This is a genomic window from Streptomyces sp. NPDC093221 (assembly GCF_044753885.1).
Taxonomy (GTDB): Bacteria; Actinomycetota; Actinomycetes; order Streptomycetales; family Streptomycetaceae; genus Actinacidiphila.
The window spans coordinates 1,098,269-1,120,362 of the sequence record NZ_JBIVOA010000002.1 but is presented as its reverse complement, the minus strand read 5'-3'; the positions used below and the strand labels follow the sequence as shown (position 1 = coordinate 1,120,362).

General features: G+C 73.7%; 25 protein-coding genes. 15 read left to right on the top strand and 10 right to left on the bottom strand.

All coding sequences use genetic code 11. The annotated features are described in order from the left end of the window. Nucleotides 1-151: 151 nt before the first annotated feature. The 3 genes from ACIQCJ_RS10885 to ACIQCJ_RS10875 all read left to right on the top strand — a co-directional run bounded on the left by ACIQCJ_RS10885 (nucleotide 152) and on the right by ACIQCJ_RS10875 (nucleotide 4,136). Nucleotides 152-520 carry a holo-ACP synthase gene (locus ACIQCJ_RS10885; protein WP_355340163.1) on the top strand — a complete coding sequence of 123 codons (369 nt, stop codon included), beginning with the start codon at nucleotides 152-154 and terminating at the stop codon, nucleotides 518-520. 167 nt (nucleotides 521-687) lie between these two features. Beyond that, complete coding sequence (locus ACIQCJ_RS10880) at nucleotides 688-2,127, top strand: NAD(P)H-hydrate dehydratase (protein ID WP_402711200.1); 1,440 nt, start codon at nucleotides 688-690, stop codon at nucleotides 2,125-2,127. 446 nt (nucleotides 2,128-2,573) lie between these two features. Next, a complete protein-coding gene (locus ACIQCJ_RS10875) occupies nucleotides 2,574-4,136 on the top strand; it encodes a M48 family metalloprotease (protein ID WP_402711199.1) in 1,563 nt (520 codons plus the stop codon). 12 nt (nucleotides 4,137-4,148) lie between these two features. On the opposite strand, the gene ACIQCJ_RS10870 is transcribed toward ACIQCJ_RS10875, so the two are convergent. After that, nucleotides 4,149-4,517: a VOC family protein gene (locus ACIQCJ_RS10870; RefSeq protein WP_401309246.1), complete on the bottom strand. Its 369-nt coding sequence runs from the start codon at nucleotides 4,515-4,517 to the stop codon at nucleotides 4,149-4,151. 27 nt (nucleotides 4,518-4,544) lie between these two features. Then, the gene (locus tag ACIQCJ_RS10865) at nucleotides 4,545-5,318 is read right to left on the bottom strand and encodes an oxidoreductase (protein ID WP_402711198.1); all 774 of its coding nucleotides are present in this window, start codon (nucleotides 5,316-5,318) and stop codon (nucleotides 4,545-4,547) included. A 78-nt stretch (nucleotides 5,319-5,396) separates the two neighbouring features. Between ACIQCJ_RS10865 and ACIQCJ_RS10860 the strand changes: the two genes are divergently transcribed. From ACIQCJ_RS10860 to ACIQCJ_RS10840, 5 genes are all read left to right on the top strand, one after another. Next, the gene (locus tag ACIQCJ_RS10860) at nucleotides 5,397-5,957 is read left to right on the top strand and encodes a TetR/AcrR family transcriptional regulator (RefSeq protein ID WP_355350359.1); all 561 of its coding nucleotides are present in this window, start codon (nucleotides 5,397-5,399) and stop codon (nucleotides 5,955-5,957) included. A gap of 464 nt (nucleotides 5,958-6,421) precedes the next feature. Continuing rightward, nucleotides 6,422-7,579, top strand: a complete 1,158-nt coding sequence (alr, locus tag ACIQCJ_RS10855) for an alanine racemase (RefSeq protein WP_391050431.1) — start codon at nucleotides 6,422-6,424, stop codon at nucleotides 7,577-7,579. A gap of 147 nt (nucleotides 7,580-7,726) precedes the next feature. Further along, nucleotides 7,727-8,950: an alpha/beta fold hydrolase gene (locus ACIQCJ_RS10850; protein ID WP_402711197.1), complete on the top strand. Its 1,224-nt coding sequence runs from the start codon at nucleotides 7,727-7,729 to the stop codon at nucleotides 8,948-8,950. A gap of 11 nt (nucleotides 8,951-8,961) precedes the next feature. Beyond that, on the top strand, nucleotides 8,962-9,561 hold the full coding sequence (tsaE, locus tag ACIQCJ_RS10845) for a tRNA (adenosine(37)-N6)-threonylcarbamoyltransferase complex ATPase subunit type 1 TsaE (protein WP_402711196.1): 600 nt from the start codon (nucleotides 8,962-8,964) through the stop codon (nucleotides 9,559-9,561). A gap of 150 nt (nucleotides 9,562-9,711) precedes the next feature. Then, complete coding sequence (locus ACIQCJ_RS10840) at nucleotides 9,712-9,921, top strand: hypothetical protein (protein WP_402711195.1); 210 nt, start codon at nucleotides 9,712-9,714, stop codon at nucleotides 9,919-9,921. Nucleotides 9,922-10,023: 102 nt separating this feature from the next. Here ACIQCJ_RS10840 and ACIQCJ_RS10835 read toward each other — a convergent pair whose 3' ends face one another. Beyond that, nucleotides 10,024-10,575: a hypothetical protein gene (locus tag ACIQCJ_RS10835; RefSeq protein ID WP_355336785.1), complete on the bottom strand. Its 552-nt coding sequence runs from the start codon at nucleotides 10,573-10,575 to the stop codon at nucleotides 10,024-10,026. Between the two features lie 101 nt (nucleotides 10,576-10,676). Here ACIQCJ_RS10835 and tsaB point away from each other — a divergent pair, with 101 nt between their 5' ends. Genes tsaB through ACIQCJ_RS10810 form a run of 5 tightly spaced genes read left to right on the top strand, consistent with a single transcriptional unit; the run spans nucleotide 10,677 to nucleotide 14,310 of the window. Continuing rightward, a complete protein-coding gene (tsaB, locus tag ACIQCJ_RS10830; protein WP_355336786.1) occupies nucleotides 10,677-11,342 on the top strand; it encodes a tRNA (adenosine(37)-N6)-threonylcarbamoyltransferase complex dimerization subunit type 1 TsaB in 666 nt (221 codons plus the stop codon). Between the two features lie 44 nt (nucleotides 11,343-11,386). Next, complete coding sequence (rimI, locus tag ACIQCJ_RS10825; protein WP_402711289.1) at nucleotides 11,387-11,914, top strand: ribosomal protein S18-alanine N-acetyltransferase; 528 nt, start codon at nucleotides 11,387-11,389, stop codon at nucleotides 11,912-11,914. Nucleotides 11,915-11,919: 5 nt separating this feature from the next. Beyond that, nucleotides 11,920-13,089, top strand: a complete 1,170-nt coding sequence (tsaD, locus tag ACIQCJ_RS10820; protein WP_401855570.1) for a tRNA (adenosine(37)-N6)-threonylcarbamoyltransferase complex transferase subunit TsaD — start codon at nucleotides 11,920-11,922, stop codon at nucleotides 13,087-13,089. Next, nucleotides 13,086-13,358 carry a hypothetical protein gene (locus tag ACIQCJ_RS10815; RefSeq protein ID WP_355336788.1) on the top strand — a complete coding sequence of 91 codons (273 nt, stop codon included), beginning with the start codon at nucleotides 13,086-13,088 and terminating at the stop codon, nucleotides 13,356-13,358. Before tsaD ends, ACIQCJ_RS10815 begins: the two co-directional genes overlap by 4 nt. 19 nt (nucleotides 13,359-13,377) lie before the next feature. Next, nucleotides 13,378-14,310, top strand: coding sequence for a polysaccharide deacetylase family protein (locus ACIQCJ_RS10810; RefSeq protein ID WP_402711194.1), 933 nt, complete (start codon nucleotides 13,378-13,380; stop codon nucleotides 14,308-14,310). Here the strand turns inward: ACIQCJ_RS10810 and ACIQCJ_RS10805 are convergent. Beyond that, nucleotides 14,301-15,566: a methyltransferase domain-containing protein gene (locus ACIQCJ_RS10805; protein WP_402711193.1), complete on the bottom strand. Its 1,266-nt coding sequence runs from the start codon at nucleotides 15,564-15,566 to the stop codon at nucleotides 14,301-14,303. The two genes, ACIQCJ_RS10810 and ACIQCJ_RS10805, sit on opposite strands and share 10 nt — an antisense overlap. 231 nt (nucleotides 15,567-15,797) lie before the next feature. Between ACIQCJ_RS10805 and groES the strand changes: the two genes are divergently transcribed. Both groES and groL read left to right on the top strand, forming a co-directional pair. Next, nucleotides 15,798-16,106: a co-chaperone GroES gene (gene groES, locus ACIQCJ_RS10800; protein ID WP_093740451.1), complete on the top strand. Its 309-nt coding sequence runs from the start codon at nucleotides 15,798-15,800 to the stop codon at nucleotides 16,104-16,106. A 136-nt stretch (nucleotides 16,107-16,242) separates the two neighbouring features. Next, complete coding sequence (gene groL, locus ACIQCJ_RS10795) at nucleotides 16,243-17,868, top strand: chaperonin GroEL (RefSeq protein ID WP_355336791.1); 1,626 nt, start codon at nucleotides 16,243-16,245, stop codon at nucleotides 17,866-17,868. 421 nt (nucleotides 17,869-18,289) lie between these two features. Here groL and ACIQCJ_RS10790 read toward each other — a convergent pair whose 3' ends face one another. The 6 genes from ACIQCJ_RS10790 to ACIQCJ_RS10765 form a co-directional block, all read right to left on the bottom strand. Continuing rightward, nucleotides 18,290-19,066 (bottom strand): SDR family NAD(P)-dependent oxidoreductase, encoded by a 777-nt coding sequence (locus ACIQCJ_RS10790; RefSeq protein ID WP_391050436.1) that lies wholly within the window; start codon nucleotides 19,064-19,066, stop codon nucleotides 18,290-18,292. A gap of 34 nt (nucleotides 19,067-19,100) precedes the next feature. Then, nucleotides 19,101-19,772, bottom strand: coding sequence for an MOSC domain-containing protein (locus ACIQCJ_RS10785; RefSeq protein ID WP_402711192.1), 672 nt, complete (start codon nucleotides 19,770-19,772; stop codon nucleotides 19,101-19,103). 10 nt (nucleotides 19,773-19,782) lie between these two features. Continuing rightward, entirely contained in the window at nucleotides 19,783-20,448 is a 666-nt protein-coding gene (locus ACIQCJ_RS10780) for an MOSC domain-containing protein (RefSeq protein WP_391050438.1), read from the bottom strand. 19 nt (nucleotides 20,449-20,467) lie between these two features. After that, complete coding sequence (locus ACIQCJ_RS10775) at nucleotides 20,468-21,256, bottom strand: GNAT family N-acetyltransferase (RefSeq protein WP_402711191.1); 789 nt, start codon at nucleotides 21,254-21,256, stop codon at nucleotides 20,468-20,470. A gap of 78 nt (nucleotides 21,257-21,334) precedes the next feature. After that, entirely contained in the window at nucleotides 21,335-21,703 is a 369-nt protein-coding gene (locus ACIQCJ_RS10770) for a helix-turn-helix domain-containing protein (RefSeq protein WP_401855582.1), read from the bottom strand. Then, nucleotides 21,700-22,092, bottom strand: a complete 393-nt coding sequence (locus ACIQCJ_RS10765) for a type II toxin-antitoxin system RelE/ParE family toxin (protein WP_402711190.1) — start codon at nucleotides 22,090-22,092, stop codon at nucleotides 21,700-21,702. Before ACIQCJ_RS10765 ends, ACIQCJ_RS10770 begins: the two co-directional genes overlap by 4 nt. Nucleotides 22,093-22,094 lie beyond the last annotated feature (2 nt).

Genomic DNA, 22,094 nt, shown 5'->3' with positions numbered 1-22,094 from the left:
CGTACGTGTACGGAGCGCGGGCGGGGGGTGCGGCGCGCGGGCGGGGTGTGGAGCGCGGCCGGGGGTGCGGCGTGCGGCCGGGGGCACGGCGGGTGGGGGCACGGCCTAAGCTGGCCGGCATGAACGGCACGTCGGGCGAAGGGGATGGCCAGTGATCGTCGGGGTCGGGATCGACGTCGCCGAGATCGACCGCTTCGCCGCCGCCCTGGAGCGCACGCCCGGCATGGCCGACCGGCTCTTCCTCCCCGGCGAACTGCTGCTGCCGACCGGCGAGCGGCGCGGTGTCGCCTCGCTGGCCGCCCGGTTCGCGGCCAAGGAAGCGCTCGCCAAGGCCCTGGGCGCTCCCGCCGGGCTGCACTGGCTCGACGCCGAGATCACCACGGAGCCGTCCGGCCGGCCCCGGCTGACCGTCACCGGGACCGTGGCCGCGCGGGCCGCGGAGCTGGGGGTACGCGGCTGGCACGTCTCCCTCAGCCATGACGCCGGGGTCGCGTCCGCGGTGGTCATCGCGGAGGGCTGACCCGCGGGCGGGTGGCGGGGGCGGGTCGGGCGGATGCGTCTGGCGCGTCCGGTGCGCCTGGTCGGGGGGCTGGGTGTGCCGGTCCGCCTGGTCGGGGGGCTGGGTGCGCGCCGGGCGCGTAGTGTCCGTTGAGGCTGTTTCCGTCGAGCCCTGCCGGAGGACTTTCCATGAGGTACGCGCACGCGGTGGAGACCGTACGGGCCGCCGAGGGCGAGTTGATGGCCCGGCTGCCCGAGGGCGCGCTCATGCAGCGCGCGGCGGCCGGGCTCGCGGGGGCGTGCCGGGACCTGCTCGGGCGTACGTACGGCGCGCGCGTCGTCGTCCTCGCCGGGAGCGGCGACAACGGCGGTGACGCGCTGTACGCCGGTGCCCGGCTGGCCCGCCGCGGCGCCGCCGTGCACGCCGTGCTGTTGGCCCCCGAACGCGCCCACCGCGGCGGCCTCGCCGCCCTGCTGGCCGCCGGGGGCCGCGCCGCCGCCGCGGAGGACGCCGAGGCGCTGATCGGGCGGGCCGACCTCGTGCTCGACGGGATCGTCGGCATCGGCGGCAAGGGCGGCCTGCGGCCCGGCGCCGTACCGCTCGCCGAGGCCGCCGGGGCCTCCCGCGCCCTCGTCGTCGCCGTCGACCTGCCCAGCGGCGTCGACGCCGACACCGGGGAAGTCCTCGGGGACGCCGTGCACGCCGACGCGACCGTCACCTTCGGTACGTACAAGCCGGGGCTGCTCATCGACCCGGCCGCCACCTTCGCCGGGGCGCCCCGGCTCGTCGACATCGGCCTCGGGCCGTACCTCGGCGAACCCGAACTGGAGGCGCTCCAGCACGCGGACGTCGCCGCCGCGCTGCCGCGGCCGGGGGAGTCGAGCGACAAGTACCGGCGCGGTGTCGTCGGCGTCGTCGCCGGGTCCGGGCGGTATCCGGGGGCCGCCGTCCTCGCCGTCTCCGGCGCGCTGCGGGGCGGCGCCGGTGCGGTGCGCTACGTCGGGCCCGGCGGCGACGCCGTGCTCGCCCGGCACCCCGAGGTGCTGGTGTCCACCGGGTCCCCGCACAGCGCCGGGCGCGTTCAGTCCTGGGTGGTCGGGCCCGGCATCGGCGACTCCCCGGAGGCGCGGCAGGCCGTCACCGACGTGCTCGCCACCTCGGTGCCGGTCCTCGTCGACGCCGACGCCTTGCGCTTCCTCTCGCCCGCCGCCGTACGGGAGCGGAGCGCCCCCACCGTCCTCACCCCGCACGCCGGGGAGGCCGCCGCGCTGCTCGGCTGGGCGCGGGAGGAGGTCGAGGCGCGGCGCCTCGACGCCGTGCGGGGGCTGGCCGGGCGGTTCGGTGCCACCGTTCTGCTCAAGGGGGCCACCACGTTGGTGGCTTCGCCGTCGCCCCGGGCGCCCGTTCGCGTCAATCCGACGGGGGTCGCGTGGCTGGCGACGGCGGGGAGTGGGGACGTGCTGTCCGGGCTTACGGGGTCGTTGCTCGCGGCGGGGCTTGCGCCGATGGACGCGGCTGCTTGTGGGGCGTACCTGCATGGGCTCGCTGCGCGGCTGGAGTCGGGGGGAGCGCCGCTTGCGGCGTTGGATGTGGCCGCCGCCGTTCCCACTGCGTGGCGCAGCCTTTAGCTTGTCTTTCCCGCCCGCCCACCCCTGCGGGTGTTTTCTTCGTCTGCGGGTGCCGCTTGTGCCTGGTCGGTGCCGGGCCGGGGCACCTCCTCGGGCGACGAACGTGCCCGCACTTCGATGACGTCCAGCCCCTTTCCGTTCGTCCCCCTGCGGGGGCACCCCGGCCCGTCCCCTCCCGGTACGTCGGCGTCCGCCTGTCCGTGGGGGTGGCGGAGGGGGTGGGTGGGCTCGGGTGCGTCGGTGTCCGACGGTCCGGTGGGGGTGGGCGGGGTGCTCGTCCGGGGGCGGGGGCAGGTGAGGCGGGGGATCGGGGGGGCTTGGGGTGGGGGGTAGGATCTGCGGGCCTTGTCGGGGTGTGCCGGTGGGGGTGGGCTGGTCCTGTGGGGGGATTGTCGATGACGTTCCGGCTGCGTGCTGTGCGCGCGTTGGTGTTGCTGGTCGGGTTCGTGTTGTTGGGGTTTGTGCTGTTGGCGGCGATGGCGGCGCTGGACTGGCTGCTGGTGACGCGGTGGTTCGCGGCGGGGGCGGCGTGGTTCGAGGGCACGATTTTGATGGTCACGGCGTTGGTGGCGGTGGCGATCGTGCGGGGGATGCTGGCGTTTCTGCGGGCCGGGCGGCTGGGGTCGGTGCCGGACGGGGTGGCGGTCACGGCGCAGGAGCAGCCCGAGTTGTGGGAGCAGGTGCGGGCGGCGGCGGAGGTGGCGGGGGAGCGGGCGCCGGACGAGCTGTACCTGGTTTCCGAGGTCAACGCGGGGGTGGCGGAACAGAGCCGTCTGCTGGGCCTGTTGCCGGGGCGGCGCCGTCTGCTGCTGGGCCTGCCGCTGCTCGCGGGGCTGACCGTGCCCCGGCTGCGGGCCGTTCTGGCGCATGAGTTCGGCCACTACGGCAATCGCGACACCCGGCTCGGCGGCCTCACCCTGCGCGGCCGGGCGGCCGTACTGCACACGGTGGAGGTGTTCAGCGAGGGCACCACGCGGATGCATTACGTGGTCGGGGCCGTCTACGTCGGCTACGCCCGGATGTTCCTGCGGACCTCGCAGTCCGTCGCCCGCCAGCAGGAGTTCGCCGCCGATGAGTCGGCCGCCCGGTACGCGGGCCGTGACGCGACGGTCGGCGCACTGCGCGCCATGCCGGTCATCGACGCCGCGTACGACCACTACGTGGACACGTACGCCGGGATGGGCGGCCCCGTGGGGGCGCTGCCTCCGGTCGGCGAGCTCCTCGGCGGATTCTCGCGACTGCTCGCCGCCCGGCCGGGGGAGAGGCTCGCCGCGCTCGCGGACGGTCGGCGTCCGCCGAAGCCGCACCCGTACGACTCCCACCCGCCGCTCCAGGATCGGATAGCCCGGATCGAGCGGCTGCCCGCCGACGGTGCGACGGACGAAGCTGAGGGGGAGGCGAACGCGCTGTCCCTGCTGCGGGACCAGAGCCAGGTGTTCGCCGCTCTGGAGGCGCGCACGCTGCCCCCGGAGGCGGCCGAGCGCCCGCGTCTGGCCTGGGACGACCTGGTCATGGCCCGCGCCTCGGCGGATGCCGAGGGCTGGTCCCGACCGCTGCTGCTCGCGGTCGCCAGGGCGCTGCGCGCGGAGTCGCCGGACCAGGACGGCGCGGCCCGTACGTCCCGCCGCGCGTCCTCCGAGACGGTGACGGACACCGATCTGCCCACCCTGGAGGACGTGCTCGACGCCTTCGACCACGGCCTGCTGTGGATGGCGGTCGCCGACCGTATCCCCAAGCCGCCGCAGGCGGGCCGCCTGACCGGCGCGTCGGCGCGCAACTTCATCCGGCCCGTGGTCTTCGACGGGCTGGCCGGTCTCATCCAGCTCCGTCTCATCGAGTCCGGACTCGCCGCCCCCGACATCGCCTGGACCGGCCGCCCCGGACTTGTTCTCCCGCCGGCCTGGGAGAACGGCATGGACGACGCCATCGACGCGGCCATCGCCGACAGCCCCGACACGGCCCCCCTCCGCACGCTCCTCGCCGCCGCCGACCGGGAGGTCGTCCCGTAGCCGTGGCGGGGGTCAGGCCGGGCGAACGCAGAAGGGGTGCCCGGCCGGACTGGCGTAGACCCGGGCACCCTCGCGGTCGGCGGGGCCGACATCGCCGGTCGGCCGCAGTCGGCGCCCGCCCGCCGCGAGCACCCGCGTGTCGGCGCTCTCCATGTCGTCCGTCGCGAGGTCGAAGTGCATCTGCTGGGAGGTCCCGTCGGGCCACCGCGGCATGACATGCCCCGGAACCCGCTGGACCACGAGCACGGGGAATCCGTCGCTGCGCAGGAAGTGGTGCGTGGCCGTCCGGGTGACCGAGCCGCCGAGCAGGCGGTGCCAGAACGCGCCTTCGCTCTCCGGGTCCGCGGCGTCCACGATCAGTGATGTCAGGCTGAAGGTCACAGTGTCTCTCCTCGGAATCGCTGGGGCTCAGACGGTGGGGATGATGCCGCCGTCGACCCTGAACTGGGCGCCGGTGAGCCATTTGGCGCGGTCGGACGCGAGGAACGCGATCATCTCGGCGACGTCCTCGGGTTCGCCGGGCCGTCCCATCGGCAGCTTCAGGTGCTCCACGATCCGCTGCGTGACGTCGTCGACGCCGATGCCCTCACTGTCGGCCATCCGCCGGAGGTGGCCGGCGGCTCCCTCGGTGACGACGAAGCCCGGCAGCACGCACACCACGCGTACGCCGTGGCCGCCCACCGCCGTCGCCAGTTCGCGGCTGTAGGCGTTGAGCGCCGCCTTCGACGCGGCGTACGACGCCTCGGCGGGCTGGGGGAGGTGGCTGGCGATGGACGAGACGTGCACCACGACGCCCGAGCCGCGCTCGACCATCCCCGGAACCAACGCCCGGTCGAGCCGGACCGCGCTGAGCAGATTCATCTCCAGGTCGGCGAGCCACGACGCGTCGGACCGCTCCAGAGTCGGCATCGGCCCGGTCGCGGCTCCCGCGTTGTCCACCAGGACGTCAACGCCTCCGACGCTGTCCAGCACGCGCTGCCCCAGCTCCCGCACCCCCTCCTCGGACCGCAGGTCGGCCGGGATGAAGGCGGCGTCCAGGTCGTCCGGCGGCGCGGTGCGCGAGGCCGTCAGCACCGTGGCGCCCGCGGCGGCGAAGCGGCGGGCCGTCGCCTCCCCGAGCCCTCGGCTGCCGCCGGTCACCAGCACACGCAGGCCGTCAAGCCCCTCGTTCTCGATCGTCACGGACGTTCTCCCCAGTAAAGTGAACCCGACTCCGGAAACTGTACACAAGCGGAGTCCGATTCACCTTATGGAGGACTGTTGCCGTCACCACGCCCGTTGCGCGCCGACGCCCGCCGCAACCGCGAAGCGCTCCTCGCCGCCGCGCGCGAAGCACTCCTCTCCGACGACGACGCCCACGTCGAGGAGATCGCCCGCCGTGCCGGTGTGGCCGTCGGCACGCTGTACCGCCACTTCGACACCCGCGAAGCCCTTGTCGCCGACGTGTACCGCCAAGAGGTCGCCGACCTCTGCGCGGCCCCCTCCCGGCTGCTCGCCCAGCACGCCCCCGACGAAGCCCTGCGCGCCTTCCTCCTGCTGCTCGTGGAGCACGCGGCGGTCGGCCGCGGCATGGGCGAAGTGCTGGAGAGCATCATGGCGACCGACTCGCCCGTCTTCGACGACACCCGCGCCGAGATGGCCCGTGCCCTGGACCACCTCCTCACCGCCGGCGCCGCCGCCGGCCTCATCCGCGAGGACGTCAGCGGCCGCCTCCTCCTCCGCGCCCTCGGCGGCATCTGCGGCCTGCGCTCCGAAGGCTGGCAGGACGACGCCGTACGCATCGCCTCACTCCTCTACAACGGCCTCCGCCTCCCCACCTAGCGCCTGTCCGGCGAATCACGAACGGCCTCCTTCGTCCCTGCCCCGCTCCGCCACCACAGCCCACCGTCGGCCGCCGACGCACCCGAGCCCACCCACCCCCACCGGACAGGCGGCCGCCGACGCACCGGAAGCGGCCGAGCCCCCACCCACCCCCCTCCGCCACCCCCACCGGACGGGCGGACGCCGACGTACCCGAGCCCACCCACCCCCCTTCCCCGGCCACCCCCACCGGCGGGCGGACGCCGACGTACCGGGAGGGGACGGGCCGGGGTGCCCCCGCAGGGGGACGAACGGACAAGGGCTGGACGTCATCGAAGTGGGTGCACGTTCGTCGCCCGAGGAGGTGCCCCGGACCGGCACCGACCCAGGCACAAGCGGCACCCGCAGACGAAGAAAACACCCGCACGGGTGGGCGGGCGGGCGGGAAAGACACGCCCAGCACCCGACCTGAGACACTGACCGCAATGGACGAGAAGCGGATGCGCGGCTGGGCACAAGTGGACCTGACCGCGCTGCGAGCAAACGTGAGAGCGCTGCGCGCAAAGGCACCCACGGCCGCGTTCATGGCCGTCGTGAAGGCCGACGCCTACGGCCACGGAATGGTCCCGTGCGCCAAGGCGGCCGTCGAGGCCGGAGCGACCTGGCTCGGCGTGGCCACCCCCGAGGAAGCCCTGACCCTGCGGGCAGCGGGCCTGAAGGCCCGCACCCTGTGCTGGCTGTGGACCCCCGGAGGGCCCTGGCGGGAGTGCGTCGAAGCCGACATCGACGTGACGGTGAGCGCGATGTGGGCGCTCCGCGAAGCCACGGCGGCGGCCGAGGCGGCCGGCCGCCCGGCCAGAGTGCAGCTCAAGATCGACGCGGGCCTCGGCCGCAACGGCGCCCAGCCCGCCCAGTGGCCCGAACTGGTCGCACGGGCCCGCGCGGCCGAGCGCGACGGCCTCATCCGGGTGACAGGAGTGTGGGCGCACTTCAGCTGCGCCGACGAACCGGGCCACCCCTCCATCGAGCGGGAGCTGAACGTCTTCAAGGAGGCGCTGGCGCAGGCCGAGGCGGCGGGCCTCACCCCCGAGGTGCGGCACCTCGCGAATTCGCCGGGCACCTTGACGCTGCCGGAGGCGCACTTCGACCTGGTGCGGCCGGGCGTGGCGATGTACGGCATCTCGCCGGTGCCCGAGATCGGCGGTTCCGCGGACTTCGGGCTGCGGCCGGTGATGACGGTCGTCGGCCGCCTGGCGTCGGTGAAGCGGGTGCCGGGCGGGCACGGGGTGAGCTACGGGCACAAGTACGTGACGCCGGGCGAGACGACGTTGGCGCTGGTGCCGCTGGGCTACGCGGACGGCGTGCCGCGGCACGCCTCGGGCACGGGCCCGGTGCTGGTCGCGGGCAAGTGGCGGACGGTCGCGGGCCGGGTCGCGATGGACCAGTTCGTGGTGGACCTCGGCGGCGACGCGGCCGAGCCCGGCGACGAGGCGGTGCTGTTCGGCCCCGGCGACCAGGGCGAGCCGACCGCCGAGGACTGGGCGCGGGCGTGCGGCACGATCGCGTACGAGATCGTCACCCGCATCGGCGCGCGGGTCCCGCGGGTATACGTGGGCGCCAGCGACGGCGCGCCGTGCCCGTAGGCGTGACCGGCCCCCTGGTCTCGGCGGGCGAGACCACAGGCGGCAGCGACGGCGCCCCGTGTCCCACGGCGTGATCGGCGCGCGGGTCCCGCGGGTATACGTGGGGGAAGGCGCCGGTCCCGGCGCAGGCGACAGCGATGGAGCACCGTGCCAGAAGGCGTGAAGTGGGAGAAGGCAGGGCTGGTCGGCGCGGCGATCGGGGTGGTCGCGGCGGGCGCCGCGGCGGGCGTGGCGATCGAGCGGGTGACCGTCGGCCGCGGGATGCGCCGCCGCGCCCGGCTGGCGCTGGACTCGGCGGGCCCGTACGGAACGCTGCGCGGGCAGCCCGGCACGGTCGCGGCGGAGGACGGCACGGAGCTGTACTACGAGACCGAGGACGTCGCGCCGCCCGAGCCCGAGCCGCAGACACCGTCCTCGCGCCGCAGCCGCGGCTGGCTGCGCCGCCGCGCCGAGGCGCCGCAGCCGGTGACGGTGGTGTTCTCGCACGGGTACTGCCTGAACCAGGACTCCTGGCACTTCCAGCGGGCGGCGCTGCGCGGCACCGTACGGGCGGTGTACTGGGACCAGCGCAGTCACGGCCGCAGCGAGCGCGGCCGGGACCAGGTGGCGGGCGGGCCCGCCACCATCGACCAGCTGGGCCGCGACCTGAAGGCGGTGCTGGACGCGGCGGTGCCCGAGGGCCCGGTGGTGCTGGTCGGGCACTCGATGGGCGGGATGACGGTGATGGCGTTCGCCGACCAGTTCCCCGAGTACGTCGAGGAGCGGGTCGTCGGCGTCGCGTTCGTCTCGACGTCGGCGGGGAAGCTGGCCGCGGTGACGCTGGGGCTGCCCGCCGCGGGCGCGCGGGCGTTCCGGGCGCTGGCGCCCGCGGTGCTGCGGGCGCTGGGCAGCCAGGCGGATCTGGTCGAGCGGGGGCGGCAGGCCACCGCCGACCTGTTCGCGGGGATCATCAAGCGGTACTCGTTCGGCTCCGACGTGGACCCGGCGGTCGGCCGGTTCGCCGAGCGGCTGATCGAGTCGACGCCGATCGACGTGGTCGCCGAGTTCTATCCGGCGTTCACCGACCACGACAAGGGCGACGCGCTGTCGGTGCTCGACGGGCTGCCCGGTCTCGTACTGGCGGGGGACAAGGACCTGTTGACGCCGAGCGCGCACAGTACGGAGATCGCCGAGAAGCTGCCGGACGCCGAACTGGTGATCGTGGAGGGCGCGGGGCACCTGGTCATCATGGAGCGCCCCGAGGTGGTGAACGCGGCGCTCGCGCTGCTGATCGCGCAGGCCGCGGACTCGGTGCGCGCACCGGTCCCGCAGGTGCTGCGCGACCTGGCGGCGGCGCGGGCGTCGACCCGTACGACGGCCGCCGACGCGTAACATTCGCGTTCATGGCCACACCGCACGATGCCACGCCGCCGCACGAGACCGCCGCGCAGAACGCCGCCGAGCACGAGGCGGTGCGGCGCGGCGCGACACCGCACGAACCGGGCTCCGTGGGGATCACCGTCCCCACCCCCGACCTGATGCGCGACCTGGGCCGCCGCCTGGCCGCGCTGCTCGCCCCCGGCGACCTGGTGCTGCTCAGCGGCGAGCTGGGCGCGGGCAAGACCACGCTGGCCCGCGGCCTCGGCGAGGGTCTGGGCGTACGCGGCGCCGTCACCTCCCCGACCTTCGTGATCGCCCGCGTCCACCCCTCCCTGACCGCGGGTCCCGCGCTGGTGCACGTGGACGCGTACCGCCTGGGCGGCGGCCTGGACGAGATGGAGGACCTGGACCTCGACGTGTCGCTCCCCGAGTCCGTGGTCGTCGTGGAGTGGGGCGACGGCAAGGTCGAGGAGCTGTCGGAGGCGCGGCTCCAGGTCGTCATCGCCCGTACGGTCGGCGCCCCGGCGGACGGGGACGGCGAGGGCGACGACGTACGCGAGGTGACCGTCACCGGCGTCGGCCCGCGCTGGACCGGCCAGGACCTCACCGCGCTGCGCGCCTGACCCTCGCTCCGATCCCCCGTTCGGCCCCCGCTCCGCCCTCCGTTCCGACAGGCTGTCGGCAAGATGTTGCGCGAGGGCGGCCGGGCGTGGTCTGCTGGTTGCGGGTACCTGGTTAGGGCGCCCTAACTACGTCTCTTCGGGGAGGCGCACATGCCGGCCCAGATCCGGACCCAGGACACGCGGGACCCGCGGCGGGACACCCCGCCGCCCAACGTCGGCGCCCTGCTGGCCGCCGGAGCCGCGGCCCGCACACTGTCGACCCCGCCGGACGACGGCGAGGAGCCCGCGCCGGCGGACGCGCAGGTCACCACGGCGACGGGCAGGACGACGGACGCGCCGGAGGCAGAAACCGGCGCGTGAGACGCGCGGCTACTTCACAGGGCGGCTACTTCACAGGGCGGCCACTTCACGGCGCGGCTACGTCACGACGCGGCTACTTCGCGCGGCTACTTCACCGCGTGCCTACTTCACGACGAAAACACTGCTGCCGATCGTCGCGATCTGCCACAGCGCCGTGCCGTCGAGCCGCGTCTCGCGGATCGCCGCCGTCTGCTTCGAGGGATCAGGCTTCGCCAGCGACCCGTCCGCGGCCGCGCTGAAGCCGACGTTTATCCCGTCGGTCGTCGCGAAGAGCACCACGTGCTCGACCTGGGCGCCGTCGCCTCCTATGCCGGAGGCGCGCCGCGAGAAGACGCGGTGTATCCCCACGCTCGGCGCCACATTGCCCGCGACCACCGCGTAGGTGCGGTCGACCTTCTCCGCGTCACCGACCAGCCACACCCGCTTGGCGGAGATGCTGTAGACCACGCGCCTGCCGGTGCCGGAGGCGGCGGGCAGCGGATACGTCTTCGGCGTCGGCTTCGTGCTGGGCGACTTCACGGCCGAGGTGGAGGGCCTGGCCTGCGGCGGCTGGTCGGGCGCGGAGCCCGCCGCCTGCGCGGCGAGCACGGCGATGACGACCAGGGCAGCCGCAGTGAGCCCCGAGACCAGGGTGCTCGACTTGATCCGCGCCACGGTTGTCCTCCGGATGGGGTTCGCACATGCTCCCGGTTGACGGTAGCAGCCGCGCCGCCCGCGGCCACGACCGTACGGGCGCGCGCCGTACCCTTGGGGACGTGCTGCTGCTTGCCTTCGATACCGCCACACCCGCCGTCACCGCCGCCCTGCACGACGGGGAGCGGGTCCTCGCCGAGTCGACCGTCGTCGACGCGCGCCGGCACGGCGAGTTGCTGATGCCCGCGATCGACCGGGTCCTGGTCGCCGCCGACCGTACGCTCGCCCACGTCACCGGCGTCGTGGTCGGCGTCGGCCCGGGACCGTACACCGGGCTGCGCGTCGGCCTGGTGACGGCCGCGTCCTTCGGGGACGCGCTGGGCGTCCCCGTGCACGGCGTGTGCACCCTGGACGGGCTGGCCTGGGCCGCGGGCGCGGCCGGGCTCGACGGGCCGTTCACCGTGGCCACCGACGCCCGCCGCAAAGAGGTGTACTGGGCGCGCTACGACGACCCGCGGCACCGCGCCACCGAGCCCGCCGTGGACCGCCCGGCCGACATCGCGGACGCGGTACGCGGCCTGCCGTCGGTCGGCGCGGGCGCCGCGCTGTACCCGGAGGTCTTCACCGACCGCCGTCAGGGCACCGAGGACCAGTCGGCGGGCGCGCTCGCGGCGCTGGCCGCGTACCGGCTGGCCGCCGACGAGCCCTTCGACCCGCCGCTGCCGCTGTACCTGCGGCGGCCGGACGCGCAGGTGCCCGCCGGGTACAAGGCGGTACTGCCGAAGTGACCGGGGCCGCTCACGGGAGCGCCACCGCCGTGACGCTGCGCGAGATGCGCTGGTGGGACCTGGACGCCGTACTGGCCCTGGAACACGACCTGTTCCCCGAGGACGCCTGGTCGCGCGCGATGTTCTGGTCGGAGCTGGCCGACGCCCGGCACCCGGCCGCGACCCGCTTCTACGTGGTCGCGCAGGACGCCGGGGGACGGCTCGTCGGCTACGCGGGGCTCGCCGCCATCGCCGGAACGGGTGATGTGCAGACCATCGCCGCCGCCCGCGACCACTGGGGCACCGGGCTCGGCGCCCGGCTTCTCACCACACTGCTGCGCGCCGCCACCGACGCCGAGTGCCACGAGGTGCTGCTTGAGGTACGGGTCGACAACACCCGCGCCCAGCGGCTCTACCAGCGCTTCGGCTTCGAGCCGATCGGCCTCCGCAAGGGCTACTACCAGCCGGGCAACGTGGACGCCCTCGTCATGCGGCTCGCCGACCCGGCCGCCACCCCCGTCGCCCCCGCCGCCTTCGCGCAGACCGACGAAACCGACCCGGCCGCCCCGCCTCCCACCCGTACAGGAAACTGAGATCCATGGCTGACGAACCCCTTGTCCTCGGCATCGAGACCTCGTGCGACGAGACCGGCGTCGGCATCGTGCGCGGCCACACGCTGCTGGCCGACGCGGTCGCCTCCAGCGTCGACGAGCACGCCCGGTACGGCGGTGTGGTCCCCGAAGTGGCCAGCCGCGCGCACCTGGAGGCGATGGTCCCCACCATCCAGCGCGCGCTGAAGGACGCCGGGGTCGCCGCGAGCGACCTGGACGGCATCGCGGTCACGGCGGGCCCCGGACTCGCGGGCGCGCTGCTGGTCGGGGTGTCGGCGGCGAAGGCGTACGCGTACGCGCTCGGCAAGCCGCTGTACGGCGTCAACCACCTGGCCTCGCACATCTGCGTCGACCAGCTCGAACACGGCGCGCTGCCCGAGCCGACGATGGCGCTGCTGGTGTCCGGCGGGCACTCGTCGCTGCTGCTCGCGCCCGACATCACCAGCGACGTACGGCCGTTGGGCGCGACCATCGACGACGCGGCGGGCGAGGCGTTCGACAAGGTCGCCAGGGTGCTGGGGCTCGGCTTCCCCGGCGGCCCGGCGATCGACCGGCACGCCCGCGAGGGCGACCCCGGGGCCATCGCCTTCCCGCGCGGCCTGACCGGCGGGCGCGACCCGGTCTACGACTTCTCCTTCTCCGGCCTGAAGACCGCCGTGGCGCGCTGGGTCGAGGCCCGGCGCAGGGACGGCCAGGACGTGCCGATCGCCGATGTGGCCGCGTCCTTCCAGGAGGCCGTGGTGGACGTGCTGACCCGCAAGGCGATCCGCGCCTGCCGGGACAACGGCGTCGACCACCTGATGATCGGCGGCGGTGTCGCCGCCAACTCCCGCCTGCGGTCACTGGCGTTGGAGCGCTGCGAGGACGCGGGCATCCGGCTGCGGGTGCCGCGCCCCGGCCTGTGCACCGACAACGGCGCGATGGTCGCGGCCCTCGGCGCCGAGATGGTCGCGCGCGGCCGGGCCTCCTCCACCCTCGACCTGCCTGCCGACTCCTCGCTGCCGGTCACGGAGGTGTCGGTGCCCGGCCACACCCACCCCGGCCCGCACGGCCACGGGCCGGGCCACGCGCACCCGCACGCACACGACCACGGGCCGGGCCACGCGCACGACCACGACCATGTGCACGAGCTGAGCAAGGACAACCTGTACGGATGACCGTCACGCTGATGTGGGAGGCCGCCGCCGCAGAAGGCCGCGGCCCCGACCTCCTCGACTGGGCCAGGAAGCAGGCCCGTACGCTCCCCGGCACGCCGACCCGCCGCGAATTCCTCACCGCGCCCGACGACCGGGTGCTCATCCTCACGTGGTGGGACGCGCCCTACGACGCCGTACTGCCGGAACTGCCCGACCCGGACGGGGCGTTGGTGCGCCGCCAGGTGCACCGCTGGCGCTTCACCTCGGTGTCGGTGGAACCCGGCGCCTGAAAGTCGCATCAGCCAGGGTGTGCACCACGATCCCCTGACCCCCGTCCCCACCCGCGCCCGTCGCCGCCCCGGCGGTCGCCCGGCCCGTACCGGCAGCAGGGCCGCTCTCCCGCTGCTGGCGGCGGCCTGCCTGCTGCTCGTCGCGGGCTGCTCGGGCAGCAGCCCGACGTCCGCCTCGACGCCCGGCCCGTCCGCGCCGACGGGCACGGCCACGAGCGCGGGCGGCACCGGGAAGCCCACCACGCCAGGCGGCTCCGCGCAGGCCGAGCGCGCCGCCGCCTTCCGCAAGTGGGGCATACCCGTGCTCGCGGACCCGCCCCCGCCGCCCGCGGTGAAGCCGGTCAAGACCGGCAAGGGGCTGCTGCCGGTGGTCAGCGACGTCCCGACGACGCGGAAGATCGTCTTCGTCACCTTCGACGACGGCGCGGAGAAGGACCCGAAGTTCGTGCGGATGATGCAGGACCTGAAGATCCCCTTCACCATGTTCCTGACGAACGCGATCATCCAGAACGACTACGGCTTCTTCAAACCGCTCCAGGCGCTGGGCAACTCGATCGAGAACCACACCCTGACCCACCCCAACCTGAACACCGAGTCGCTCGCCGCGCAGAAGCACGAGATCTGCGGCCAGCAGACGAAACTCACCCACGAGTACGGCACCGCGCCCGGCCTCTTCCGCCCGCCCTACGGCAACCACAACGCCGCCACCAAGGAGGCGGTGCGGTCCTGCGGTGGCCTGCGCGCGATCATCCTGTGGCGCGAGTCGATGCAGATCAAGAAGGTGCAGTTCCAGCGGCCCGACCACACGTTCCACCCCGGCGACATCATCCTGGCGCACTTCCGCGGGCCCAGTGAGCTCAAGGGCGAGTCGATGACGAAGATGACCGCGAACATGCTCCGGCAGATCGCCCAACAGGGCTTCACCGTGGCCCGGTTGGAGGACTACGTCTGAGAGGTCCCGATCACCGGCCGCCCGAGCAGCATCGAGGGCGCGCCCGCCACCCGGGTCAGGAACACGGTCGCCGCGTGCGGCCCCCGCGGCTTGACCCGGCGCCGCACCTCCTCGGGCTCCACCGCCGACCCGCGCTTCTTCACCGTCAGCACGCCGACCTCGCGCTCCCGCAGCAGCGCCTTGAGCCGCTTCAGCCCGAACGGCAGCACATCGCCGATCTCGTACGCCGTCGCGTACGGCGTCGGCCGCAGCTCGTCCGCCGTCACGTACGCGATGGTCTCGTCGATCAGGCCGCCGTCCAGCGGGGCCGCCGCCTCCGCCACCAGATGCGCGCGGATCACCGCGCCGTCCGGCTCGTACAGATACCGGCCGACCGGGCGGACCTCCGGGTCGGGCAGCGGCGCCGCCGTGCGCAGACTGGCCCCGCCGGGCAGCAGCGTGGCGCGTACGGCGCCGGGCTCGGTGCCGAACCACAGCGCCGCCTCCTTCACGTCACCGCGGTCCGAGACCCACTCCGCCTCGGCCTCCGGCGGCACCGCCTCGTGCGGAATGCCGGGCGCGACCTTCACCGCGGCGAACGGCACCGCACGGGCCGCGGCCAACGCCCAGGACAGCGGCGGCGCGTACGCCTCGGGGTCGAAGGTCCGCCCGCCCGTCGCCCGGCCGCCACCCCTCATCGACGTGCCGCGCGCGGCCCCGCCCGGTCCGCCGGTCCGGCGCGCCGGGTCCACGAACACCGCGTCGAACCCGGCGGTGTCCACCTCCGTCACGTCCGCGCAGCGCACCTCGATCAGGTCGGCCAGGCCCAGCGCCGCCGCGTTCGCCCGCGCCGCCGCGCACGCCAACGGGTCCCGGTCCACGGCCAGCACCTCGATCCCGGCCCGCGCCAGCGCGAGGGCGTCCCCGCCGATGCCCCCGCACAGATCCGCCAGCCGCCGCACGCCGAGCGCCCTGAAGCGCTCCGCGCGGTGCGTCGCGACACTCTTCCGGGTGGACTGCTCCACGCCGTTCGGCGTGAAGTACATCCGGTACGCGTCCTCCTCGCCGAATTTCGCCACGGCCCGCTGCCGCAGCCGCGCCTGCCCCAGCGCCGCCGACACCAGCCCGGCGTCGTACGTGCGCCGCAGCCGGGTGGCCGCCGCCAGCTCGTCGGCGGGGCTGTGCTCCCGCAACTCCGCGAGCAGCGCCTGTCCGTCGCCGGACAGCAGCCCGGCAAATCCTTGGAGGTCCACCCGGCCATTGTCCCCGCCCGCCATGCGCCGGACGACGGGGCCTGGTACCCCCGAGGGGTACCCCTTTGGAGGGCGTCGCCTGGCACTCCGCTTGACCGAGTGCTAAGCGCGTCCTAGTCTCGGTTCTGGCACTCGGCACCGCTGAGTGCCAGCACTCAGCGACGGGCAGGTCCGGCACCCGCGACGACGGGCCTACCAGGTCGCCGACCCAGACAGACACTCTTCCGTGAGCCCTTTGAAGGGGGAGGTCGGATCGTGACGACCGCCAGCACCAAGGTTGCCATCAAGCCGCTCGAGGACCGCATCGTGGTCCAGCCGCTGGATGCCGAGCAGACCACGGCCTCCGGCCTGGTCATCCCGGACACCGCCAAGGAGAAGCCCCAGGAGGGCGTCGTCCTGGCCGTCGGTCCGGGCCGCTTCGAGGACGGCAACCGCCTGCCGCTCGACGTCTCCGTGGGCGACGTCGTGCTCTACAGCAAGTACGGCGGCACCGAGGTGAAGTACAACGGCGAGGAGTACCTCGTCCTCTCGGCTCGCGACGTCCTCGCGATCGTCGAGAAGTAAGCACCGCTTTTACCGCAGCAGTGATCCCGCCCCGGGTTTCCGCGTCCTACGGACCGGGCGCCCGGGGTGGTTTCGTTGCCTGCTCCTGCCGTCCTTGACGACGTGATTTGACGAGTAGACGAGGTAGTTCACAGGCATGGCCAAGACCCTGAAGTTCGACGAGGACGCCCGTCGCGCCCTTGAGCGCGGCGTCAACAAGCTCGCCGACACCGTGAAGGTGACGATCGGTCCCAAGGGCCGCAACGTCGTCATCGACAAGAAGTTCGGCGCCCCCACCATCACCAACGACGGCGTGACCATCGCCCGTGAGGTGGAGCTGGAGGACGCCTACGAGAACCTGGGCGCCCAGCTCGTCAAGGAGGTGGCGACCAAGACCAACGACATCGCGGGTGACGGCACCACCACCGCGACCGTGCTGGCCCAGGCCCTGGTCCGCGAGGGCCTGCGCAACGTGGCCGCGGGCGCCTCCCCGGCCGCCCTGAAGAAGGGCATCGACGCCGCCGTCAAGGCCGTGTCCGAGGAGCTGCTCGCCACCGCCCGCGCGATCGAGGGCAAGGAGGACATCGCCGCCGTCGCCGCGCTGTCCGCGCAGGACAAGCAGGTCGGCGACCTGATCGCCGAGGCGATGGACAAGGTCGGCAAGGACGGTGTCATCACCGTCGAGGAGTCCAACACCTTCGGCCTGGAGCTGGACTTCACCGAGGGCATGGCGTTCGACAAGGGCTACCTGTCGCCGTACTTCGTCACCGACCAGGAGCGGATGGAAGCGGTCCTCGACGACCCCTACGTCCTCATCCACCAGGGCAAGATCTCCTCGATCCAGGACCTGCTGCCGCTGCTGGAGAAGGTCATCCAGTCCGGCGCGTCCAAGCCGCTGCTGATCATCGCCGAGGACGTCGAGGGCGAGGCCCTGTCGACCCTGGTCGTCAACAAGATCCGCGGCACGTTCAACGCCGTCGCCGTCAAGGCGCCCGGCTTCGGTGACCGCCGCAAGGCCATGCTGGGCGACATCGCGACGCTGACCGGCGCCACGGTCATCGCCGAGGAGGTCGGCCTCAAGCTCGACCAGGCCGGTCTCGACCTGCTCGGCACCGCCCGCCGCATCACCGTCACCAAGGACGACACCACGATCGTCGACGGCGCCGGTGACAAGGCCGAGATCGAGGGCCGCGTCAACCAGATCAAGGCCGAGATCGGCACCACCGACTCGGACTGGGACCGCGAGAAGCTCCAGGAGCGCCTGGCCAAGCTCGCCGGCGGCGTCTGCGTCATCAAGGTCGGCGCGGCCACCGAGGTCGAGCTCAAGGAGAAGAAGCACCGTCTGGAGGACGCCATCTCCGCGACCCGCGCCGCGGTCGAGGAAGGCATCGTCTCCGGCGGCGGCTCCGCGCTCGTCCACGCCGTCAAGGTCCTGGAGGGCAACCTCGGCAAGACCGGTGACGAGGCGACCGGTGTCGCCGTCGTCCGCCGCGCCGCCGTCGAGCCGCTGCGCTGGATCGCCGAGAACGCCGGTCTCGAGGGCTACGTCATCACCGCCAAGGTGGCCGAGCTGGAGAAGAACCACGGCTTCAACGCCGCCTCCGGTGAGTACGGCGACCTCGTCAAGGCCGGCGTCATCGACCCGGTCAAGGTCACGCGCTCCGCGCTGGAGAACGCGGCCTCGATCGCGTCGCTGCTGCTGACGACGGAGACGCTGGTCGTGGAGAAGAAGGAAGAGGAGCCCGCTGACGCGGGGCACGGTGGGCACGGTCACTCCCACTGAGTGACGTCCGTCGGTTCCACCGGGGCGGCCCCGGCACCCTCACGAGGGTGCCGGGGCCGCCCCCTTTCCCCACCCCGGCCCTACGTCGCCTCCCCGACAGACGGCACACCGCCTTCCCCGTGGCGCCCCCCCGGACGGCTCCCTTGCGCGGGGCGTCACGCCGATCTTTTTCGGGGCGCGCCCCCGGGGCGGTTCTTCTGCCGAGGCGGCACGCCGTGTAGTTAGGGGCGCGGGGAACTGCGCGCTCAGCCACGGCGCTGGTGCGCCGTGAAAACCGGCCCCAGCGGGGCAGTCGCTGTTGTTCTCGGGCTGAAAGCCCGGTGGGGGCTGGTCGCGCAGTTCCCCGCGCCCCTAAAAGCAGGCCCTGCGTCGGCCCGGCGCGCGTAGCTGCGGCCCTGGGGGCGTGAGCTGAGGGATTGGCTTACCCACGGGGGTCGAAGCGGCGGCCGGCGCGGGTGGAGGCGGCTGCGTAGAGGCCGGGAGGAAGGTGCCGGGCAAGGGACACGGCGAGTTTGTAGCGGGCGGAGGGCACGCTGAGAATGCGCCGACGGGCGAGATCACGCAGGGCCGCCGTGACCACGGCATCGGCGTCGAGCCAGGCGAAGGAGGGCAGCCGGGAGGCGTCCATCCCGGCCCGGGCGTGGAATTCGGTGCGGACGAAGCCGGGGCACAGGGCGAGGAGCCGCACGCCGGACCCGGCCGTCTCGGCGGCCACGCCCTCGGTGAAGTGGACGATCCACGCCTTGCTGGCCCCGTACGTGCCGCGAGGCATGTAGGCCGCGACGGACGAGACGTTGATCACGTACCCGCGCCCCCGCGGACGCATGGTCTCGATGGCCGCGCCGGTGAGGCGCAGCACGGCCTCGCAGTGCAGCTTGAGCATGCGCAGCTCGTCGGACATGGGGGCGTCGAGGAAGGTGCCGTGGTTGCCGAAACCGGCGTTGTTGACGAGGACGTCGACGGGCCGTTCCCGGTCGCGCAGCCGCGCTTCCACGGCGGCGATCCCGTCGTCGGTGGTGAGGTCGGCGGGGAGCACCTCGACGTCGGCCCCGTACAACTCGCGCAGCCCGGCCGCGGTGTCGGCGAGCCGCTGTTCGTCGCGGGCGACGAGGACGAGGGCGTGTCCGTCGGCGGCGAGCCGTCGTACGAAGGCCGCTCCGATGCCGGAGGTCGCGCCGGTGACCAGTGAAGTCGTCATCCCGGCAGCGTACGGGCCGCCGCCGGCCCCTTCGTCAACGCGCCGGACTCAAGCGGCTGTTGACCGCCTCCAGATACGTACGGTTCATGGTGTCGGCCGCGGCCATGACCCGCGGCAGCAGCTCGGACTCCAGGGTCATCGCCCGGAAGAGGAAGGCGACGGTGACCTCGTGGTCCGGCCGGTGCACGACCTCGACCGGGTCCCCGGCGCGGACCTCGCCCGGTGTGATCACCCGCAGGAACGGGCCAGGCAGCCCCTCCCGGGTGAACCGCTTGACCCATCCGCGTTCGTCCAGCCACCCGGCGAAGGTGCGGCACGGGATGCGGGGCGAGGTCACTTCGAGGACGAGCCCCGCGGCGCCGATCCGCCAGCGCTCGCCGATCAGCGCGGCGTTGACGTCGATGCCGGTGGTGGTCAGATTCTCGCCGAAGCGGCCGTCGGGCAGCTCGCGCCCCAGCCGCCGCTCCCAGCGGTCGAGATCCTCGCGGGCGTACGCGTACACCGCCTGTTCGTCGCCGCCGTGGAAGCGCAGGTCGCAGACGGTGTCCCCGGCGAGGCCGCCGCCCGCGACGCCGCGCGGTCCGGGCGCCGTGACGGCGACGGGTCCGGTCACCGGGAGCTTCCCGATGCCGGTGAGGCCGCCTTCGCCGTCGGTGTAGGGCACGACGAGGGGGCGGGCGACGTTCACGGAGCGCACTTGGGACATGGGAGGCAGCCTATTTCGCGTCGCGGGCGAGGCGGCGGCGGATCGCGTCGCGGTCCTCGCGGGGGAGGGCGTCGAGGCCGGTCAGCAGCGGCAGCAGCTCGGGCTCGGTGGTGAAGGCCCGGAAGGACAGCGCGACGGTGACCTCGTGGTCCGGCCGGTGCACGACCTCGACCGGGTCCCCGGCGCGGATCTCGCCCGGCTCGATCACCCGCAGATACGGGCCCGGCAGCGCCGCGTCGGTGAAGCGCCGCAGCCACCGGTTCTCGCCGAGCCAGCCCGCGAAGGTCGCGCACGGGATGCGCGGGCAGGACACCTCCAGGAGGGGTCCGCGCGCGCCGATCCGCCAGCGCTCGCCGATCAGCGAGGCGTTGACGTCGATGCCGGAGGTGGTCAGATTCTCGCCGAAGAAGCCGTTGGCGAAGGTACGGCCCAGCTCGCGGCCCCAGTGGTCGAGGTCTTCGCGGGCGTACGCGTAGACGGCCTGGTCGGCGCCGCCGTGGTGCTTGACGTCGTGCGCGCGGTCACCGGCCAGACCGACCGCGCCGTCCCCCTTCGGACCCGGCGCGGTGACCCGTACCGGGCCGGTGACCGGCCGTTTGTCGATACCGGTCGCCGGCAGCCGCTTCCACGGGTTGGGGCGCGGGTGGCCGATGTTGACGCTCAGCAGCAGTCCCATGCGGGGCGCGCCTCCGCTCTCAGGGCTGGTAGAGGTACGGGGTGGTGACGCTCAGGGCGCTGAAGCCGAGGCGCTGGAGGATGGGGCGGCTGGCGTCCATCGCGTCGACCTGGAGGTAGCGGTAGCCGCGGGCGGCGGCGATACGGGCCCGGTGGGCGATCAGCGCGCGGTAGACGCCGCGCCCTCGCCACTCGGCGACGGTCCCGCCGCCCCACAGGCTCGCGAAGTCCTTGCCCGGCGGCATCTCCATGCGGGCCCCGCAGACCGGCCGGTCGCCCGCCATCGCCAGCACCAGCGCGATCTCGTCCGGCGCCTGCGCGAGCGCGTCCAGCAGCCGCTCGCGCAGCCGCTCCGCGCCCGTACCGAACGCCTCCTCGTGCACGGCGGCCAGCAGGTCCACCCCGGCGGCGTCGGTCACCTCCACCAGCCGTACGCCGTCCGGCGGGACGGGCTCGCCGGGCAGCGCCGCGACCTCCGCGACCATCAGCGTCTCCGGCTCCTCCGGCACGAACCCCGCCGCGCGCAGCCGCTCGCCCAGATCCGCCGGCCGGTCGTGCGAGTAGAGCTTCCACTCGAACTCCCGGCCCGCCCCCTCGGGCGACTTCAGCCACGCGAGCTGCGCCTGGACCGCGGGGCCCGCGCTGTCCTCGTCCAGCTCCGACCAGAGCACCCCGCTCCAGTCGTGCATCGCGGCCCCCACCTGCCGCACCACCCCGCCGCTCCGCTCCACCCGCGTCCCCGCCCCCTCCGGCGGAGCGTCCCGCCGCATCTGAGCATCGAACAACCCGAGTACATAAGCGCGATCCATCCCCCCATCCCAACACGCCCACCCCCCCCACCCCCAACCGATTTCCCCCCGCGACGCGCCCCGCCGGGTCCGGTGGGCTCACGCGACCGAGGAGCCTCCGCCCGGAGCCGGTTCGTCGGATCGCTCGTCGGTATGGGCGGTGAAGACGAAGGTGGAGGTGTCGCCGTCGAGGTTGATGCTCAAGGACGCGTCCAACGCCTTCGCGAGCCGCGTCAGCAACGGCAGTGTCGGTACGGAGTCGCCGCCCTCGATCGTGGAGATCTGCGGCTGGTTCATGTCCGCGCGCCGCGCGAGGTCGGTCTGGGTCAGACCGAGTTCCGTACGCCGGTCGTACACGGCCTGGCCGAGGGCGAACGCGTAACCGGCCGCCCTGTACGCGGGGGACTCCTCCACCTCTTCGCCGAGAAGCTTCCGGTCCCGCCGGGTCTTCCACGCCGCGTGGTTCATGCCGTCTCCTCCTTCACCCGGTCATAGCTGTGCCGGGCGAGCCCGTGGTCCGCCTCGCACACCTTCTGCGCCTGCTGCGCGCGTTCGACTTCGGCGTCCTCGCGCTGCCTGGTCTTACGGAACACCGTCAGCAGGACGATGCGCCTTCCCGGCGCGAGCCAGTAGGTGACGCGCACCGCGTTGCCGTCCATGACGAATCGCAGCTCGCGCACTTTTCCGCCCAGATGACGCGAATACGGCTCCCCGAGCGTGGTGGGTCGCGCCGCAAGCATGTCGGCGGCCCGCTCGGCCTTGTCGTAGTGCTGATCGGGCAGAAGTTCCAGCCATTGTCGAACTTCCGGTTCGATTTCGATCCGCCATAAACCGTCCACCGTCGCGACTATACACATAT

Bases quoted from the DNA above. Each gene is read 5' to 3' on its own strand.
- ACIQCJ_RS10765 (WP_402711190.1), bottom strand. From the start codon at position 22,092: ATGTGTATAGTCGCGACGGTGGACGGTTTATGGCGGATCGAAATCGAA.
- ACIQCJ_RS10780 (WP_391050438.1), bottom strand. From the start codon at position 20,448: ATGGGACTGCTGCTGAGCGTCAACATCGGCCACCCGCGCCCCAACCCG.
- tsaD (WP_401855570.1), top strand. From the start codon at position 11,920: ATGGCTGACGAACCCCTTGTCCTCGGCATCGAGACCTCGTGCGACGAG.
- ACIQCJ_RS10785 (WP_402711192.1), bottom strand. From the start codon at position 19,772: ATGTCCCAAGTGCGCTCCGTGAACGTCGCCCGCCCCCTCGTCGTGCCC.
- ACIQCJ_RS10840 (WP_402711195.1), top strand. From the start codon at position 9,712: ATGCCGGCCCAGATCCGGACCCAGGACACGCGGGACCCGCGGCGGGAC.
- rimI (WP_402711289.1), top strand. From the start codon at position 11,387: ATGCGCTGGTGGGACCTGGACGCCGTACTGGCCCTGGAACACGACCTG.
- ACIQCJ_RS10790 (WP_391050436.1), bottom strand. From the start codon at position 19,066: ATGACGACTTCACTGGTCACCGGCGCGACCTCCGGCATCGGAGCGGCC.
- ACIQCJ_RS10880 (WP_402711200.1), top strand. From the start codon at position 688: ATGAGGTACGCGCACGCGGTGGAGACCGTACGGGCCGCCGAGGGCGAG.
- ACIQCJ_RS10770 (WP_401855582.1), bottom strand. From the start codon at position 21,703: ATGAACCACGCGGCGTGGAAGACCCGGCGGGACCGGAAGCTTCTCGGC.
- ACIQCJ_RS10775 (WP_402711191.1), bottom strand. From the start codon at position 21,256: ATGGATCGCGCTTATGTACTCGGGTTGTTCGATGCTCAGATGCGGCGG.
- ACIQCJ_RS10815 (WP_355336788.1), top strand. From the start codon at position 13,086: ATGACCGTCACGCTGATGTGGGAGGCCGCCGCCGCAGAAGGCCGCGGC.
- alr (WP_391050431.1), top strand. From the start codon at position 6,422: ATGGACGAGAAGCGGATGCGCGGCTGGGCACAAGTGGACCTGACCGCG.
- ACIQCJ_RS10805 (WP_402711193.1), bottom strand. From the start codon at position 15,566: ATGGCGGGCGGGGACAATGGCCGGGTGGACCTCCAAGGATTTGCCGGG.
- groL (WP_355336791.1), top strand. From the start codon at position 16,243: ATGGCCAAGACCCTGAAGTTCGACGAGGACGCCCGTCGCGCCCTTGAG.
- tsaE (WP_402711196.1), top strand. From the start codon at position 8,962: ATGGCCACACCGCACGATGCCACGCCGCCGCACGAGACCGCCGCGCAG.